Annotated in this window: 15 protein-coding genes; 2 read left to right on the forward strand and 13 right to left on the reverse strand. The window is 63.3% G+C overall.

Annotated features, from left to right (window positions below):
• The first annotated feature begins 15 nt into the window (after positions 1-15).
• Positions 16-1,131, forward strand: a complete 1,116-nt coding sequence (locus ACZYHG_RS30300) for an anhydro-N-acetylmuramic acid kinase (protein ID WP_464614823.1) — start codon at positions 16-18, stop codon at positions 1,129-1,131.
• Here the strand turns inward: ACZYHG_RS30300 and ACZYHG_RS30305 are convergent.
• The 3 genes from ACZYHG_RS30305 to ACZYHG_RS30315 all read right to left on the reverse strand — a co-directional run bounded on the left by ACZYHG_RS30305 (position 1,128) and on the right by ACZYHG_RS30315 (position 4,826).
• Entirely contained in the window at positions 1,128-1,556 is a 429-nt protein-coding gene (locus tag ACZYHG_RS30305; RefSeq protein WP_464611708.1) for a GNAT family N-acetyltransferase, read from the reverse strand. The genes ACZYHG_RS30300 and ACZYHG_RS30305 overlap by 4 nt on opposite strands.
• 67 nt (positions 1,557-1,623) lie before the next feature.
• Complete coding sequence (locus ACZYHG_RS30310) at positions 1,624-3,009, reverse strand: sigma-54-dependent transcriptional regulator (RefSeq protein ID WP_464611709.1); 1,386 nt, start codon at positions 3,007-3,009, stop codon at positions 1,624-1,626.
• Positions 3,006-4,826, reverse strand: coding sequence for a sensor histidine kinase (locus ACZYHG_RS30315; protein ID WP_464611710.1), 1,821 nt, complete (start codon positions 4,824-4,826; stop codon positions 3,006-3,008). Before ACZYHG_RS30315 ends, ACZYHG_RS30310 begins: the two co-directional genes overlap by 4 nt.
• 344 nt (positions 4,827-5,170) lie before the next feature.
• Between ACZYHG_RS30315 and ACZYHG_RS30320 the strand changes: the two genes are divergently transcribed.
• Entirely contained in the window at positions 5,171-6,499 is a 1,329-nt protein-coding gene (locus ACZYHG_RS30320) for a dicarboxylate/amino acid:cation symporter (RefSeq protein ID WP_464611711.1), read from the forward strand.
• A gap of 72 nt (positions 6,500-6,571) precedes the next feature.
• On the opposite strand, the gene ACZYHG_RS30325 is transcribed toward ACZYHG_RS30320, so the two are convergent.
• The 10 genes from ACZYHG_RS30325 to ACZYHG_RS30370 all read right to left on the reverse strand — a co-directional run bounded on the left by ACZYHG_RS30325 (position 6,572) and on the right by ACZYHG_RS30370 (position 16,321).
• The gene (locus ACZYHG_RS30325) at positions 6,572-7,591 is read right to left on the reverse strand and encodes an ROK family protein (RefSeq protein WP_464611712.1); all 1,020 of its coding nucleotides are present in this window, start codon (positions 7,589-7,591) and stop codon (positions 6,572-6,574) included.
• Entirely contained in the window at positions 7,588-8,310 is a 723-nt protein-coding gene (locus ACZYHG_RS30330) for a ribulose-phosphate 3-epimerase (RefSeq protein WP_464611713.1), read from the reverse strand. Before ACZYHG_RS30330 ends, ACZYHG_RS30325 begins: the two co-directional genes overlap by 4 nt.
• Positions 8,307-9,140, reverse strand: a complete 834-nt coding sequence (locus tag ACZYHG_RS30335) for an alpha/beta fold hydrolase (protein ID WP_464611714.1) — start codon at positions 9,138-9,140, stop codon at positions 8,307-8,309. The genes ACZYHG_RS30330 and ACZYHG_RS30335 overlap by 4 nt, the downstream gene beginning before the upstream one ends.
• A complete protein-coding gene (locus ACZYHG_RS30340; protein ID WP_464611715.1) occupies positions 9,140-9,958 on the reverse strand; it encodes a sugar phosphate isomerase/epimerase family protein in 819 nt (272 codons plus the stop codon). The genes ACZYHG_RS30335 and ACZYHG_RS30340 overlap by 1 nt, the downstream gene beginning before the upstream one ends.
• Positions 9,958-11,034: a Gfo/Idh/MocA family protein gene (locus ACZYHG_RS30345; protein ID WP_464611716.1), complete on the reverse strand. Its 1,077-nt coding sequence runs from the start codon at positions 11,032-11,034 to the stop codon at positions 9,958-9,960. Before ACZYHG_RS30345 ends, ACZYHG_RS30340 begins: the two co-directional genes overlap by 1 nt.
• A gap of 11 nt (positions 11,035-11,045) precedes the next feature.
• On the reverse strand, positions 11,046-11,867 hold the full coding sequence (locus ACZYHG_RS30350; RefSeq protein WP_464611717.1) for a sugar phosphate isomerase/epimerase family protein: 822 nt from the start codon (positions 11,865-11,867) through the stop codon (positions 11,046-11,048).
• A 63-nt stretch (positions 11,868-11,930) separates the two neighbouring features.
• Complete coding sequence (locus tag ACZYHG_RS30355) at positions 11,931-12,773, reverse strand: carbohydrate ABC transporter permease (RefSeq protein ID WP_464611718.1); 843 nt, start codon at positions 12,771-12,773, stop codon at positions 11,931-11,933.
• Between the two features lie 4 nt (positions 12,774-12,777).
• Positions 12,778-13,674 carry a carbohydrate ABC transporter permease gene (locus ACZYHG_RS30360; protein WP_464611719.1) on the reverse strand — a complete coding sequence of 299 codons (897 nt, stop codon included), beginning with the start codon at positions 13,672-13,674 and terminating at the stop codon, positions 12,778-12,780.
• Between the two features lie 133 nt (positions 13,675-13,807).
• A complete protein-coding gene (locus tag ACZYHG_RS30365) occupies positions 13,808-15,055 on the reverse strand; it encodes an ABC transporter substrate-binding protein (protein WP_464611720.1) in 1,248 nt (415 codons plus the stop codon).
• Positions 15,056-15,175: 120 nt separating this feature from the next.
• A complete protein-coding gene (locus tag ACZYHG_RS30370; protein ID WP_464611721.1) occupies positions 15,176-16,321 on the reverse strand; it encodes an ABC transporter ATP-binding protein in 1,146 nt (381 codons plus the stop codon).
• Between the last annotated feature and the right edge of the window lie 78 nt (positions 16,322-16,399).

Below are 16,399 nucleotides of genomic sequence, written 5' to 3' on the forward strand. Positions count from 1 at the left end.
GGATGGAGTTCAATGATGGAACCAATCTGGGCCGTCGGGCTGATGACCGGCACCGTGCTTGACGGCAATATCGACGTCGCGCTGATCAAGACCGATGGCGAGCGGATCGAGGATTTCGGCACCTACCGGCTGATGCCTTATCCCCCGTCGATCCGCTCCCTGCTGGAAGAGACGTTGAAGCAGGCCCGGGACTGGAACTTTGTCGGGCCGGAACCGGCAATCTTCGCTGAGGCCGAGGAAGCGCTGACGCGCGCGCAGTCGGCAGCGGTCAGGGAACTGGTCGAAGGCTACGGCATGACGATGGCCGACATCGGCGTGGTCGGCTTCCACGGCCAGACAGTGCTGCATCGCGCGCCGCAACCTGGGCGGATTGGCCAGACCCGCCAGTTGGGTGACGGCGAGCTGATGCACGCCCTATTGGGCACCAAGGTCGCCTACGACTTCCGCTCCGCCGACGTTCGCGCCGGCGGACAGGGCGCGCCTTTGGCCGCGGTTTATCACACCGCGCTGATGCGCAGCGCCGGCGCCAGCGGCGAAGTGGCTGTGCTCAATCTCGGCGGCGTCGCCAACGTCACCTGGTGGGACGGTGCCGACAATGTCGTCGCCTTCGACACCGGCCCCGCCAACGCGCCCCTCAACGATTTCATCAAGTCGAAGGGGCTCGGCGAAATGGATCGCGACGGCGCGCTTGGCCGCGCGGGAACGGTCGACGAGGCCCGGCTCGCCAAGCTGCTGCAACACCCCTATCTCAGCAAGCCCTACCCCAAATCGCTGGACCGGTTCGACTTCGGCGCCGCCATGGCTGACGGCCTCAACACCGAGGACGGTGCGGCCTTGCTCACCGCCTTCACCGCCTCAGCGGTCGGCAAGGCACTCGACCTCTTGCCACACCGGCCGAAAAAGCTGGTGGTCAGCGGCGGCGGCCGACATAACCCGACAATGATGGCAATGCTCGCCAGCCGCGCCGGCGTCGAGGTGGTGCAGTCCGAAAGCCTCGGCTGGAGCGGCGACGCTGTCGAGGCCGAGTGTTTTGCCTTCCTTGCTGTGCGCGTGCTGCGCGGCCTGCCGATCAGTTTTCCAAGCACCACCGGCGCGCCGCAGCCGATGCGTGGCGGAAAGCTCGCCGGTTAGACCAGCGACAGTTTCTTCTGCAGGAAAATGCGGCTGCGGCCGACCGGGAAATCGGCCAGCGCGCCGAAGGGCTGATAGCCTTGGCGCTGATAGACCTTGGCAGCGTTTGGATTGAAGGTGTCGATCCAGGCGTTTTGGCAGCCGCGCGCCACGGCTTCCTGCTCGGCTGCGTTCAGCATCTTGCCGGCCATATGCTGGCCGCGCAACCGCTCATCGACCCACAGCCATTGCACGTAGAGCCAGCCCCAGGCGGTATAGCCCGAGATGCCGGCAACGACCGCGCCTTCCTCATCGCGCACGAACACCGCCAGCGCCTTTCTTTCGGACGCGCCGACATCGCCGTCGTTGAAGGCCGTCAGCTGTTCGCTGAGAAAGGCGAGGTCTTCCGGCAAGGGATTTGCCGTTGTTTCGAGGGTCGTGTTCATGGCTCTTTCCGGAAAGCTCAGCTGGATGGGATGAGGCGATACGAACCGTAGGGCTCTCGCGCAATTTCTATGTCTGCTCTCGAATAAGGTTCGGATCGCCGCTGTTGCGGAATTCGGATGCGGCAATGCCGTAGCGCTTGAGCTTGTCGTAAAACGTCTTGCGCGGCACGCCGAGGGCGTCGATGGCGCCGCGCACATCGCCGCCATGGTCGCGCAGCGCGTCGCGGATGAGTTGCGCCTCGTAGTGGCCCACGCGCTCCGGCAGCGAGCCTGCAGGCTCCGGCGATTGCGGTGAGACCGCCTTCGTCTCGTCGTCCGGGCCAAGACCGAGCGCGACGCGATCGGCGAAATGCGCGAGCTCGCGTACATTGCCCGGCCAGGCATGCGCCTGGAGGTGGTCGCTCACCGCGGTGTTCACCTTGGCGACCGGACGCCCGAACCGCTCGGCGGCCTTGCCGAGGAAATGGCCGAACAGCATCGGGATATCGCCGCGCCGCTCGCGCAAGGGCGGTATGTGCAGCGTCACCACGTTGAGGCGAAAATAGAGGTCCTCGCGAAAATCGCCGCGCTGGTCCGGCCGGCCGAGATCGACCTTGGTCGCCGCGACGACCCTCAGATCGATGTGCCTGACGTCATTGGAGCCAAGCGGGGTAAGGCTGCGTGTCTCCAGCACCCGCAGCAGCTTGACCTGGAGGGCCGGCGGCATGGATTCGATCTCGTCGAGGAACAGAGTGCCGCCGCTGGAATGCTCGATGCGGCCGATGCGTCGCCGTTGCGCGCCGGTGAACGCGCCGGCCTCATGGCCGAACAGTTCGCTTTCGATGACGGTCTCCGGCAAGGCGCCGCAGTTCAACGCCACGAAGGGTTTGGCCCGGCGCCGGCCCCACCTGTGCAAAAGGTCCGCCACCACTTCCTTGCCGGTTCCCGTCTCGCCTTCCACGAGCACGTCGACATCCATGTCGGCGATCTGGCGCAAGGTTTCGCGCAGCCGGTGGATGGCAGGCGCCTCGCCGATCAGCGGCAGGCCGTCGGCGGCCAGTGCGGCGGCTTCGCGCAGTCGCCGGTTCTCCATCACCAGCCGCCGCTTCTCGCTCGCCCGCTTCAGTGCCTCGACAAGGCGATCGCCGGCATAGGGTTTCGGGATGAAATCGTAGACGCCGTCCTTGAGCGCTGCGACCGCGAGATCGACATCGCCGTGCCCAGTGACCAGGATCACCGGTATGTCGGGGTCGATTGCCTTGATGCGGTCGAAGAGCTGCAGCCCGTTCATGCCCGGCATGCGGATGTCGCTGACGACGACGCCATCGAAATTCCTGTCGACGACGGCAAGGGCTGCCTCGGCGGCATTGCGCGCGACCACCGTAAAGCCGGCAAGTTCGAGCAATTGCGTGGTGGCGTGCAAAAGGTCGGCATCGTCATCGACGAGCGCCACCAGCCCTGATCCCTGCGTCATTCAATTCGCCTCAAATCGATGGTGAAGGACGCGCCTTCGGCACTGTCGGGATCGAGCTGCAAGGTGCCGCCCAATTCCTGGGCGATCTCCTGCGAGATCACCAGCCCGAGGCCGAGCCCCTTCTCCTTGGTGGTCTGGAACGGCATGAACAGGTTGCCGGCCGCCTCCGGTCCAAGGCCGGGACCATTGTCGCGCACCGAAATCAGCACCCGATCATCGCGCTCAGCGAGTCCAATCTCGATGCGGGGATCGGGCTGGTCCTTCATGGCATCCAGTGCGTTCTGCAACAGGTTGACGAGGATCTGCTCCAGCCGGATGCGGCTCGCCATCACCATCGGCGAGGCGCTGCCGCGCGGCTTGACGATGGTGACGCCGGAATCGCGGATGCGGCCGGAGAGCAACGACAGCGCGCCGTCGATCGCCTCGCGCACCGGCAGTGGCGAAGCGGCGACGCCAGGGCGGCGGGCAAAGGTGCGCAAGGTGTTGGTGATGGCGCCGATGCGCTCGGTCATCGAGACGATCGAGGTCAGATTGCCACTCGCCGGTTCGGTCCTGCCGCTGTCGAGAAAACGGCCGGCATTCTCGGCATAGCTGCGGATCGCGGCGACCGGCTGGTTGATCTCATGCGCCACGCCGGCAGCGATCTGGCCGAGGATGGACAGCCGGTTGGCCTGGGCGAGATCGTCGCGCAATCGGCGCACCTTGGCCTCGGCGCTTTCACGCTCGGCGATTTCGCCGGCAAGAGCTGTGTTGGAGCGTGTCAGCTCCGCCGTTCGCGTCGATACCCGGCTTTCGAGTTCAACGTTCATACGCGCCAGCGCTTCCTGCCGCAGCCGGCGTGTACGGCGGCGACGGGTGAGCACGTAGGCAAGCAAGCCGGTCAACAGCAGCCCGAGCAGCGTCGTCAGCCGTGCCGTGTTGGCGGCGGACGAAAGAGTGGCATCCGCAGGCGTTAGCAGCCAAAGACGCCAGCCAGGGACGGCACCTGGCAGGTCCTGCACCACCTCGACGAACTGGCGCGGTTTTCCCGAGCTGTCGATCGTCGCCAGGCCGTCGCCAGCACCGCGTCGTATCGGCAAGGGTTCGAAGGCAGCGTCGGTCAGTTGCAGCTGCTCATGGGCTGCGGCGGCGTCTTCGGCGGAGAGCGGTGCGAGCGCGTGAAACCGCCATTCAGGCTGGCTGGTGGCCAGCACGACGCCGCGTTCGTCGGTGACGAAAACGAGGAACCCGCTGGAGCGCCAATTGGCTTCGACGCCGTCGAGTTCGACCTTCAACACCGCGACGCCCAGCGGCTTGCCGTTGTCGTCGACACGGCTCGAAAGATAGAGTCCCGGCCGGCCGCTGATCGTGCCGAGGCCATACTGGCTGGCAGAGCCCTTCGCCATCGCCTCGTTGAAATAGTGACGAAAATTATAGTCGATGCCGACAAAGCTCGTCGGCTCACCGGCATTGCTGGCTGATATCGCGATGCCCGCCGTATCGATGACATAGATGGCGGACGCCGAGGCGTCGCCCGCAATCGCCTTGAGCTTGTCGTTAAGGGCCGCTTCCTGCATCGTTCCGGCCCGGCGCAGCGCCCCGCGCACGGCATCGTCGCGGGCCAGCACCAATGGAACCAGGCGCTGCTTTTCGATTTCGCCGGTCAGGGTTCCCGCCGCCAGCGGCAGGGCGGCAAGCGCCGTGTCGCGCAGATCGTCGGCCGCCTGGCCGGAGGCGATACGCCCGGCAATGACGATGGCGCCAGCCAGGATCGCAAGCGCGATGAGGACGACAACCCAGCGGCCATCGCGCAGCCGGCCAACCGCCTCGCGCAGCAAGTCGCGACCGGACCCGCTATCGGTGCCAGCTTGCGTCGTCTGCCCTCTCCCTTTTCTCTGGCGCAATTCCGGACGGAAAACCGCTCACACTTTTCCTGGAATTGCTTTAGCGGCCTCGCCGCCACTCTAATGCGAAATTCCGCCCAGGCAAACGTTTCGCGTGCGGAAATCCGCACACGCATTTAGCCCCGGACCTCGCAAAAGGGCCGAAATGTGTGGATTCCGGCCTTTCTCCGATCTGGCACAGCGCTTGCAAAACTCCTTGCTAGCGGCGGGCAACCGGAACGCCGCGATGGGAGAAGTCACGCAGGGCGGGTTCCGTCCATCCGGCCAGGGAGAGTTCGATGCAGATCGCAGACCAATCCGGCGCGCCCGCCGCGCAACGCAAACCCCTCTACGCCCAACTCTATGTGCAGGTGCTGGTGGCAATCACCGTCGGCATCCTGCTCGGCCACTACTATCCGTCGATCGGCGAGAGCATGAAGCCGCTCGGCGACGCCTTCATCAAGCTGGTCAAGATGATCATCGCCCCGGTCATCTTCCTGACAGTCGCGACCGGGATCGCTGGCATGAGCGACCTGCAAAAGGTCGGCCGCGTGGCCGGCAAGGCGATGCTCTACTTCCTAACTTTCTCGACGCTGGCGCTGATCATCGGCCTTATCGTCGCCAATGTCGTGCAGCCCGGCGCCGGCTTCAACATCGACCCGACAACGCTCGACGCCTCGACCGTCAACACCTACGCCGCCAAGGCGCATGACCAGTCGGTCACCGGCTTCCTGATGAACATCATCCCCGGCACGATTGTCGGCGCCTTCGCCGATGGCGACATATTGCAGGTGCTGTTCTTCTCGGTGCTGTTCGGCATCGCACTGGCGCTGGTCGGCGACAAGGGCGCACCGGTGCTCAACTTCCTGCAGGCGCTGATGGCGCCGATGTTCAAGCTGGTCAGCGTGCTGATGAAGGCAGCCCCCATCGGCGCTTTCGGCGCCATGGCCTTCACCATCGGCAAATACGGCATCGGCTCGGTCATCAACCTCGCCATGCTGGTCGGCACCTTCTACGCGACCTCGTTTCTGTTCGTGTTCGTCGTGCTGGGTGCCGTCTGCCGCTACAACGGCTTCTCCATCCTGTCCCTGATCCGCTACATCAAGGAAGAGCTGCTTTTGGTGCTGGGCACCTCCTCTTCGGAAGCCGCCCTGCCCTCGCTGATGGAGAAGATGGAGAAGGCCGGTGCCAAGCGCTCGGTGGTCGGCCTTGTCATCCCGACCGGCTATTCCTTCAACCTCGACGGCACCAACATCTACATGACTCTTGCGGCGCTGTTCATCGCGCAGGCGACGAACATTCATCTGTCGATCGGCGACCAGATCCTGCTGCTGCTGGTGGCGATGCTTTCCTCCAAGGGTGCCGCGGGCATCACCGGGGCCGGCTTCATCACGCTCGCCGCGACGCTTTCGGTCGTGCCATCGGTGCCGGTCGCAGGCATGGCACTGATCCTCGGTGTCGACCGCTTCATGTCGGAATGCCGGGCGCTGACAAACTTCATCGGCAACGCCGTCGCCACGCTTGTTGTCGCCCGCTGGGAAGGCGAGCTCGACGAGGCAAAGCTGGCGAGAGCATTGGCTGGAACAGCTGACGACAGCCTACCGGCGGACATCGTTCCCGCCGAGTAATCCGCCCAGCCACATCACCATGCAAACGGCCGGAAGCAGCGATGCCTCCGGCCACTTTTTTACCTTGACGTGTCAGCCATTGAAATCCCTCCGCGCTTCCGGGAACGTGCTTGGACCGACCGGCATGCGGGCCGCCAGGCTGCCATCGTCGAACAGCACAAGGCTGGCGGCGCCGACCAGCCCGGCGTGGCGGCCAAGCTGCGCCTGGACGACAGGCACGTCGCGATAGGCGCGCATGGCGCGTTGCCGGATGGTCGCCTCGATGACCGGATGCATCAGGTCGAGGCCATTGGCGATGCCGCCACCGACGACCAGCACATCGGGCGAGTAGAGATGCAGCAAATTGGTGAAGCCGACGCCCAGCCAGCGCGCTTCCTCCTCGAGCAGGGCCATGGCGAGATCGTCCTGCAACCGCGCCGCCTCGACCACGTGGCGACCGGTGACCTCGGCATTGGCCGAGAGACGACGCAGCGTCGAGCCATCGAAGGCTGACGTCGCGGCGTTGGCGCGGCGGCCAAGTGCCGTGCCCGAGGCAATGGCCTCGAAACAGCCGACGACGCCGCAGACGCAGCGCTCGCCTTCATTGGTGATGGTCATATGGCCGATCTCGGCGGCCAGCCCGCGGCGGCCATGCAAGATGCGCCCGTCGGCAACGACACCGCCGCCAATGCCGGTGGAGACCGTGACGAAGACCAGCGAGCGGGCGCCATGGCCGGCGCCGAAGCGCCATTCGCCGAGTGCTGCCGCGTTGGCGTCGTTCTCCAGCCGCACCGGCAGGCCGAGCCGACGCTCGAGGATGTCGGCCAGCGGCACATCCTGCCAGCCGGCAAGCGTCGGCGGCCCGACGGCAATGCCGGCCAGCGGATCGAGCGGTCCCGGCGCGCCGACGCCGACGCCGACAATGGCGAGGCCCGGCGCCTCGGCATGAACGGTCGCGGCCAGCGCCTCGATCTGGCCGATCACCACGTCGGGTCCGGCCTGTGCTTGCGTCGGCACCGCGGCGAAGGCCAGTATCTTGCCGTCACGGTCGACCAAGGCGGCACGAAGCTCGGTGCCACCAAGATCGATCGCGAGGGCCGCTTCTGTGGTCATGCCGCGACCTTCAGCCCATGCAGCCAGCCGATGCGGCCGGCCAGGTCCTTGTCGCCGAATGCGAGCGAACCCAAGACCACAGTCTCGGCCCCGGCAGCACGCAGCAACGGCACGGTCTCGTGGCGGATGCCGCCGTCGGCGGCAAGCACGACGGCAGCCTCGCGGCCGGCCTCTCGAAGGATGGCGCGGGCGGCACCCAGCCGGTCACAGGCTTTTTCCGACAGGCTCTGGCCCTTGACGCCGATCGCGGTGCCCAGAAGCGTGACGAAGGCGACCTCGGAGACGAAAGGCGTCACCGCCTCGACCGGCGTCTCCAGCCTCAGCACGACGCCAGCTTCGGCGCCGAGTTCGCGGGCCAGCCGCACGGCGCGCAATCCGGCTTCACCGTTTTCGGCATGGACGCTGATCATGTCGGCGCCGGCCTCGATGAACTGGCGCGTCTGAGCCTCGACGATTGCGTCATCGACCATCAGGTGAACGTGGATGGGTTTGGCCGTCAGCCCGGCGATGCGGGCGACGAGATCGGGGAAGAACAGGAAGGACGGCGCGAAATGGCCGTCCGCGACATCGATGTGATGCAGATCGACATGAGGTTCGATCCGTTTCAGGTCGCTCTCGAAATTGGCGAGATTGGCCGACCAGAGCGAGAATTCGGCGATCAACCGATCGCGCGGCAGTGCGGCGATGGCGGCGGGGCCTGACAGGGGCTTTGAAGTCATGATTGGTCCTGATTGTTGAAATGTCTGTCGAGAAAGCCGCCGATGGCGGCGCGGATTTCGGCGAAATGCCGATCCTTGTCGGCGGCTTTCGGCATCACCTCGGCGAAGGCTGCATTGGGGATGGTCCCAGCAAGCTCGCGCGCGGTCGCCAGGGGATGGACGAGATCGATGCCGCTGCCGATGACCAGCGTGGGTATTGCGAGACCAGTGGCGTCCGCCCGCGCCACGCCAGGCCCGTCATTGGCGATCGCCTGCATCACCTCGGCAAAGACAACCGCGTTTTCGCGGGCGAAGAAACCGAGCAAGGACGCAAGATTGTCTGGTGCTTCGCTGCGAAAGCGGGCCGCAGTGGCGGAGGCCGCAAAGGCGTCCCGCGCGTCATCCAGCGGATGATCGCGGATGAGCTCCGCCACTTCGATGTAAGGGCGCATGTTTTGCGGTGCCGCGTCGAAGGCCCAGGCAGGACGCACCAGCACCAAGCCAAGCACACGGTCCGGGTGGCGAGCAGCCAGGTGCAGCGCAATCGCCGCCCCCATCGAGATGCCGCCCGCGACGAAGCGGTCGAGCCCAGCCGCATCGGCGGCAGCCAGCACGTCATCGGCGAACATCGCGATCGAAAACGGACGCCTGCTGCCGGCACCGGAGCCACCTTGCACGCGGCATTCGACGGTCAGCCGGCGGCGTGACGGGTTGTCGGGAAAATTCTGCGCCACCTGGGCTGCATCACCGCCAAGGCCATGCTGGAAGACAACGGGAAGCCCGCCCTGCCCCGTGTCGAAGACATGAAGGGCGGCATCCTCGCGCAGCAGGATCGTTGGCGACGCACTCATCAGAGCAGCCCTCGCAGGAAGGCTGCAACATCAGGCGCCTCATCGGCCGACAGCCCGTGCGTGACCAGCGCCCCGTCGAAACCCACGGCCTCGAGCCGTGCGACGAAATCCGGGAAGTCGACGATGCCTTGCCCTGCTGTAGCAAAGCGGCCGTCGCCGTACCGGTCCTTGGCGTGCGCCATGGCGATGTTTCCGGCTGCTTCATCGATCGCGGCGGCGACGATGGCGCGCGCCTCATCCGGCGTCGCGTGCTCGAACAGGTTTGCCGGATCGAGCACGATCTTGAGGTGCTTCGAGCCCATGTCGGCGATCAGGCGCGTCGCGTCCGTGGCCGAGGTGACGATGTTGGCCTGCTCGGGCTCGATACCGAGATCGACGCCGGCGTCTTCCGCCAGTGCCAACGCCTTCGCCATCTCAACGGCCATGTCGGACCAAGCGGCTGGTGTGGCATTGTCGGGATGAAACGCCCATTGATCGGCGGCATTGCGCGAGCCGGTGCAGAGGGTGACCAGCGGGATGCCGAGGGCTGCTGCCGTCTCGATGACGACGGCGAGACGGCGAAGGCCATCGTCGCGCACCGCCTTGTCGGGATGCGCCATGTTGTAGGTGCCCGATAGCGCGGCGAGTGAAACGCCTGATGATTGCGCGGCAGCGCGGATCGCTACAACGGCATTCTCCGGCACGGCATCCGGCATCGACGGCAGGCCGGCGCAAGCGAGGTTGAACTGCGTCGTCTCATAGCCCGCTTGCCGCACGGCCGTCAGCACGGCGGGCGGTTCGGTGCCCGAAAAAGTCTTGGCGAAGATGCCCAGACGCATCAGACCGCACCCGAAACCGAGGCGAGCTCCACCCGTTCGCCTGATACGACCGAACGGGCAATCGCCACCATGGCGCGGATCGAGGCGATGCCGTCCTCGACATTGGCGCCGCGCATCGGCGTGCCGTTGAGCACTGTGTCGGCAAGGCCTTCCAACTGGCGGCGGAAGAAATGGCCGTCGGCGCCGAGCGGCTTGCGCGAGGTCGCGTCCTTCTCATGGAAGATATCGACTTCACTGGCGCGGAAGTACCAGGGGTTGAAGGTTTTTGCTATCACCGAACCGTTCTCGCCATAGAGCTGGAACCCTTCGTGCCAGTCCATACGCACGGCCACCGTAAGATCGAGATGGCCGAGCGCGCCACTGGCGAACTCGGTCTCGACGAACCAGCAATAGGCGCCGAAGCGTTCATTGAGACGGGCACGGACCGCCCTGATGTCACCGCAGAGGAAGCGCGCCGTGTCGACGAGATGCGAGCCGTGCGCCAGCATGAAATATTGCCGCAGATCAGCCTTGGGATTACCCGCCGGCTTCCTCGCCAGCTTGCTGGTGACCGGCAGCGGCTGGATGGCGTCGGTGTTGGTGTAACGGTGAGTGGAATCGCAATACCAGGCCTTCAGCGCCAGCACCTCGCCCATCTCGTCGCGGACGAAGTCGCGGGCCGCCTCCAGCGCAGGGTCGAAGCGCTTCATGTGGCCGACCTGCAGCACCTTGCCGGAGCGCTTGGCCGCCGCGGCGAGTGCCTCGCCTTCCTCGACCGAAGTGCCGATCGGCTTTTCGCAGAGAACATGCTTGCCGGCGTCGAGCGCCTTGATCGACATCGGCACGTGATAGGCGTCCGAGGTGGCGACGATCACCGCTTCCAGTTCCGGATCGGCGAGCATCGCGTCATAGTCGGCATACATCTTCTGCGGCTCATAGGTGGCGCCCATGCGGGCGAGCAGATCGGGCGCCGCGTCGCAGATGGCGTAGAGATCGGCATTGGCGGCCTTCGTGCAGGATTGCAGATGCGCGAACTGCGCGATGGGGCCGCAACCGAGCACACCGACTCTCAGGCGTCTGTCTTGTTTCTTGATCATCGTCTCGTTCTTCAGGCGCCGTAGCTGCGCATTGTCTGTCGGTTGGTCTTGACCGCGCCGGCGGGGTCGGCGGCGGCCGTGTCGGATTCCTCTTCAAGTACCAGCCAGCCGTTGAAGCGCGGTGCTGTGTTCGCGATCTCGATAACCGCTGGCGTGTCGCAGACGCCCTTGCCCAGCATCGCCCAGGTGCCGTTGGCATCGACGTCCTTCAAATGGATGTAGCGGATGCGGTCGCGATAGGTGCGCAGCGTGTCGGACATGTCCTTGTGGCCGCGCAGAATGTGGCCGGTATCCGGAACCCAACCAACCAGTTCGGGATCGAGCAAGGCAAAGATCTTGTCATAGTCGGCACGGTCAAACAGCAACGTGTTGTGGTGCGAACTTGGATGCACCGCTACCTGGACACCAGCATCGCGCCCGAGTTCGCCGGCCTTGTTGTAGACCTCCGCGGCGATGGCGAACTTGTTATCGCGCGGCCCGTCGGACACCACGGTTGCCGAACCCATCGAGACCAGCGCGCCGGGAAAGGCGGAGACGAAGTCGATCCAGCGCTGCGCCGCCTCGAGGTCAGCGCCGATCTCCTCCTTGAGCGTAAAACCGCTGTCCGAGCCGAAGGCGAAGGAAACGAGCGTCAGGCCGGACGATCTCAGCGCGGCGGCGAATTCCGACGGCCGGTCGGCGTAGCGGCCGATCATGGTGTCGGTGATCTCGATGCCGGAGTAGCCGCCATCGGCGATCGCCTTCAATAGATCGTCGGGGCCGCCGGTAAAACGGTCGCCGAGCATTTCCCAAGTGAAGGTCTGGCAGCCGACTTTGAGGTCTTTCACGTTCATCCTTTCAATCCTTGATACCGCTTATTGCTTGATGCCACTCTGCGTCGCCGTGGGATGCACATCCTATTTGACCGAGCCCGCGGTCATGCCGGCGAGGAAGTACCTCTGGGCAACGAGGTAGATGAACAAGAGCGGTAGCGAGCCGAGCACGCTCATCGCCATCATCTGGTTCCATTCGAAGGCGTGCTGCCCCATCAACAGCTGGATGCCGATCGGGACGGTACGCATAGACGTTGACTTGGTCAGCGTCAGTGCAAAGAGAAATTCGTTCCAGCACAACAGGAAGGTGTAGACCGACGTCGCCACGATACCAGGCAGTGAAATCGGGACGACCACCCGCCAAAGCGCTGTCCAACTGGTGCCACCATCGACAGCCACGGCTTCATCGAGATCGCGGGGCAAAGTGTTCAGATATCCCGTCATCAGCAGGATCGCATACGGCAGCGTAAATACCAGATAAGTCAGGATCAGCGCGATGTAGGTATCGAAGATACCGTATGAGACGACAAGCCCGAAGAAGGGGATCAAAAGCGTGATCGGTGGGATCGTCTGCGTGCTGATGATGAGTGTGTTCAGGCTGCCCTTGCCGCGAAAGTTGAAGCGGCTGAACCCATAGGCCGCCAACAAGGCGATCAGCACCGTCAGCACGGTCACCGCTCCCGCCACGAAATAGCTGTTGAAGAAGAAGCGCAGCTTTACCGGATCGCCAAGGATGGCTGCATACGCTTCCAGCGTGAAGGCCTTTGGCAGGATGGTTGGTGGCAGGGCAAAGATTTCGGTATTCGATTTGAACGAACTGCTCAGCATCCAGTAGATCGGGAATGCCGCGAAAAAAAGCCCCGCTGCAAGCGCGACATGGAGCGCGACGGTGATCAGCCTGTCTTTCGGCGTATGCCTTTTCCTCATGGTACTACCGAGCCTTTTGATAGCGGATGTAGAACAGCGTCAGGCCGAGAGAGATGAACAAGATCACCACGGCACTCGCCGAAGCCTGCGACAGGTTGTAGCTCGAAAACGCCAGCTTGTACGTGTAGGTGCTGAGGACCTCCGTCGAGTAGATCGGGCCACCGCCCGTCGTTATCCAGATCAACGGGAAGACCTGCATGGTCCAGATGAAGTCGAGCAGCGAGATGCTGATGATGATCGGCATCAGCTGCGGGATGGTGATGAAAATCAGCTTCTGGTAGGCCTTCGCCCCGTCGATATCGGCGGCCTCGTAGAAATCCTTAGGAATTCCCTGCAAACCCGCGAGCAGGCTGACCATGAAGAGCGGATAGCCCGCCCAGATATTGGCGAAGGTGACGGCGTGCAGTGCGGTCTGAGGCGAGGAAAACCATTCGACCTTGGAACCGATGATGCCCAATTGCAGGAGAATGCTGTTCACGACGCCGTTCGGCTCGAGCAGCAGGCGCCAGATCACGGCGATGATCACCGCGGTGAACAGCCAGGGCAGTATGTAGAGCACGCGCAGAATATTGCGCAGCGTCGGATTGATGCGGTCGCTGTTCAGCATGAGCGCGAAGGCCATGCCGATGGTCATGTGGAAAATGACACTCATGCATGTGAAGTAGAGCGTGTGCCACAGTGAAGCCCAGAACACGGGATCGTCGAAGATTGCCTGGTAGTGTTTCAGTCCGGCAAAGGATGGGTCACGACGCAGCACCGCGCTGTTCTGGAACGAGTAGGCAATCACCGTTACCATCGGAAGCAGCATCAGAAGCCCGATTATGAGCAGCGATGGCGACAGATAGAGATAGGGTGCGACCGCTCGTTTCAGCTTGTGGTGGGAGCGCTTTTGCCGGGTCATGTGCCAACCTTGGGATACGCCTTCAAGAGAAGGTAAGCTTCAAAAACGGGTCCATCTCAAATTGCCGATCCGTTGTTGCCGGGTGGCCTGCCCGAAGTCAGGCCACCCGGTCGAAGAAACGGGAACAGGCCGATCAGAATTTCGCCATCCAGCCCTTCTGAGCGGCGGCGGCGGCTTCTTCCGGAGACTGCTCGCCGGCGAGCATCTTCTGGGCTTGCACGTCGAACTGGGTCATCAGGTCTTCAGCCGCCGGCAAGCCCGTGAACTCATTGGCGAGATAACCGGTCTTGAAGATTTCAAAAGCCTTGGCGAAAGCCTTGTCCGAGGTCACGAAATCGGGCTTGGCGTTGACGTTGCCCGGGAAGGCGTTTGCCAGCGACACGAGCTTGGCGTTCACCTTTTCGCTCATCAGATATTGGACGAGTTTCCAGGCCTCTTCCTGATGTTTCGAGGCAGCGGAGATGCCGATGCCCCAGGAGGCATAGGGAAGGCCACGCTTGCCCGTATAGCCCTCCACGACCGGGACCGGGATGAGGTCGAAGTTCAGCTTGGGATTGCGTTTGCGGATGAGGTTCACATGCGCGAGCGAGTCGATCATCATCCCGACGCGGTCGTTGACGAATTCCTCGACCTTTTCCTGTTCGGTCTTGGTGGCGATGCCAGGCGAGATGGTGCCGGCGTCGTTGAGCGATTTGACGAAGGTGAGCATGTCCACCACGGGCTTGCCCTCGAGAGCGGGCTTGCCGTTAGCCATCATCGACTGACCCGATGCCCAGACCCACGACATCATATCGTTCTGGACGCCGGACGGCGTTTGCAGCGACAGGGGCAGCACCCAGCCATACTGGTTCTTGTCGGCGTGCGTCATCTTCTTGGCGGCTTCGAGAAACTCAGCACGGGTCGACGGCAGCTTGGTCACGCCGGCCTGGGCGGCGAGGTCCAAATTCACGAAGACCGGATAAACGAACGAAGCCACGGGAAACATCACCGCCTTGCCGTCCACCTTGATGATATCCGCGACTTGGGCTTTGTCGAACTTGCTCGCATCCATCATCGGGTTCATGTCGGCGAGCGCACCCTGCGCGTTCAGATTGTTCACCCAGGCACCGTCGAGACCGACGACGTCGCTGAGCGTTCCAGTTGCAGCACCAACCGAGATCTGGTCTCGCGTGGTCGCGTAGGGGCCGCTGACCAGCGTCACCTTGATGCCGGGATTCGCGGCCTCGAAATCGTCCATGATTTTCCGCAAAGAGCCTGCGGGCAGTTCAGGCTCCCACCATTGGGTGAATTCCAGCGTCGTGTCCGCCATGGCGGCGGTTGCGCCGAGCAACCAGGCTGCCGCGGCTATTTTCAGCATCGCGGGTTTTATCCGAAACATCATTTTCTCCTCCTTCTCTGGGATCGACCGCACAATGCAGCCGATCGTCTGCTTCATTCAGAAGTCTTCTTACGAGTACTTCGCAGGCGCCTCACCCTCGCCTGTAGGCTCTGCCACAGATCTTCAGATCGCCAGATGTGTCTCTGGATCGAAGAAATGGAGCTTGGTATCATCCAGGGCCAACCGGATTTCCGAACCGGAGCGAACTGTGCTCTCCGGTTCGAATCTCGCCACCGCATTCGACGTCAGGCCGAAATCCTGCACCGCGTCGGGGTCGCCAGAGTCCACCCGAACCCCATCGATGTTCAGATGGACGATATGTTCCGATCCGAGTTCTTCGATCGAGGTCACCTTTGCCGGTATCGTCTGATACTTGCGGCCGGATTCGAGGCTGCTGTCATAGAGGTCCTCCGGTCGGATCCCGAACACGACCTTGCGCCCTGCATACGACTTCAAACCCGGCCTGCGCACGAAGGCTGCATCCTGCAGCCGGATGGCAAAGGCGCCGGACATCAGTTCGCCGCCCGTCATTGTCGCCTCGAAAAGGTTCATCGAGGGAGAACCGATAAAGCCGGCAACAAAGGCGTTCACCGGCGATTCGTAGAGCCTCTTGGGCGTGTCGACCTGCTGCAGCACGCCGCCCTTCAGCACGGCGACCCTGTCCCCCATCGTCATCGCTTCGGTCTGATCGTGGGTCACGTATATGGTCGTCACGCCGAGCTGCTTTTGCAGGCGGGTGATTTCGGCGCGCATTTGCACGCGCAGTTTCGCGTCCAGATTGGAAAGGGGTTCGTCCATCAGAAAGGCTGCCGGCTCGCGCACCATGGCGCGGCCCATTGCAACCCTTTGACGCTGTCCGCCGGAAAGGTTGGCGGGTTTGCTGTCCAGCAAAGACGTCAGTTGAAGGGTCTTGGCGATCTCGTCGACGCGTTTCTTGCGCTCGGCCTTCGGCTTGCCTGCCAGCCGCATCGAAAAGGCGATGTTTTCGAACACCGTCATATGCGGGTACAGCGCGTAGCTCTGGAAGACCATCGCGATGTCGCGGTCCTTGGGCGGCATGTCGACGACGTCGACACCGCCGATCCGAAGGCTGCCGCTGGTGATGTCCTCCAATCCCGCGATCATCCGCAACGCGGTGGATTTGCCACAGCCGGACGGCCCGACGAGAATCAAAAACTCGCCGTCCTCGACCGACAGGTTCAATTGGTCGATTGCGTGAAAATTGTTTCCGTATGTCTTGCAGATATTCTCAAGAACGACTTCTGCCATATTCCTCCCTCCACAAGTTCAAGCCACTGATTTTGTTGTTTTTATTGGCTGATTTTCACTTGCGAAAATGTTTCCTCG

The sequence above is a fragment of the Mesorhizobium subarcticum genome, from assembly GCF_055456085.1.

Coding starts and splice junctions, on each gene's coding strand:
- ACZYHG_RS30300 (WP_464614823.1), top strand. CDS start 16: ATGGAACCAATCTGGGCCGTCGGGCTGATGACCGGCACCGTGCTTGAC.
- ACZYHG_RS30305 (WP_464611708.1), bottom strand. CDS start 1,556: ATGAACACGACCCTCGAAACAACGGCAAATCCCTTGCCGGAAGACCTC.
- ACZYHG_RS30310 (WP_464611709.1), bottom strand. CDS start 3,009: ATGACGCAGGGATCAGGGCTGGTGGCGCTCGTCGATGACGATGCCGAC.
- ACZYHG_RS30320 (WP_464611711.1), top strand. CDS start 5,171: ATGCAGATCGCAGACCAATCCGGCGCGCCCGCCGCGCAACGCAAACCC.
- ACZYHG_RS30325 (WP_464611712.1), bottom strand. CDS start 7,591: ATGACCACAGAAGCGGCCCTCGCGATCGATCTTGGTGGCACCGAGCTT.
- ACZYHG_RS30330 (WP_464611713.1), bottom strand. CDS start 8,310: ATGACTTCAAAGCCCCTGTCAGGCCCCGCCGCCATCGCCGCACTGCCG.
- ACZYHG_RS30335 (WP_464611714.1), bottom strand. CDS start 9,140: ATGAGTGCGTCGCCAACGATCCTGCTGCGCGAGGATGCCGCCCTTCAT.
- ACZYHG_RS30340 (WP_464611715.1), bottom strand. CDS start 9,958: ATGCGTCTGGGCATCTTCGCCAAGACTTTTTCGGGCACCGAACCGCCC.
- ACZYHG_RS30345 (WP_464611716.1), bottom strand. CDS start 11,034: ATGATCAAGAAACAAGACAGACGCCTGAGAGTCGGTGTGCTCGGTTGC.
- ACZYHG_RS30350 (WP_464611717.1), bottom strand. CDS start 11,867: ATGAACGTGAAAGACCTCAAAGTCGGCTGCCAGACCTTCACTTGGGAA.
- ACZYHG_RS30355 (WP_464611718.1), bottom strand. CDS start 12,773: ATGAGGAAAAGGCATACGCCGAAAGACAGGCTGATCACCGTCGCGCTC.
- ACZYHG_RS30360 (WP_464611719.1), bottom strand. CDS start 13,674: ATGACCCGGCAAAAGCGCTCCCACCACAAGCTGAAACGAGCGGTCGCA.
- ACZYHG_RS30365 (WP_464611720.1), bottom strand. CDS start 15,055: ATGATGTTTCGGATAAAACCCGCGATGCTGAAAATAGCCGCGGCAGCC.
- ACZYHG_RS30370 (WP_464611721.1), bottom strand. CDS start 16,321: ATGGCAGAAGTCGTTCTTGAGAATATCTGCAAGACATACGGAAACAAT.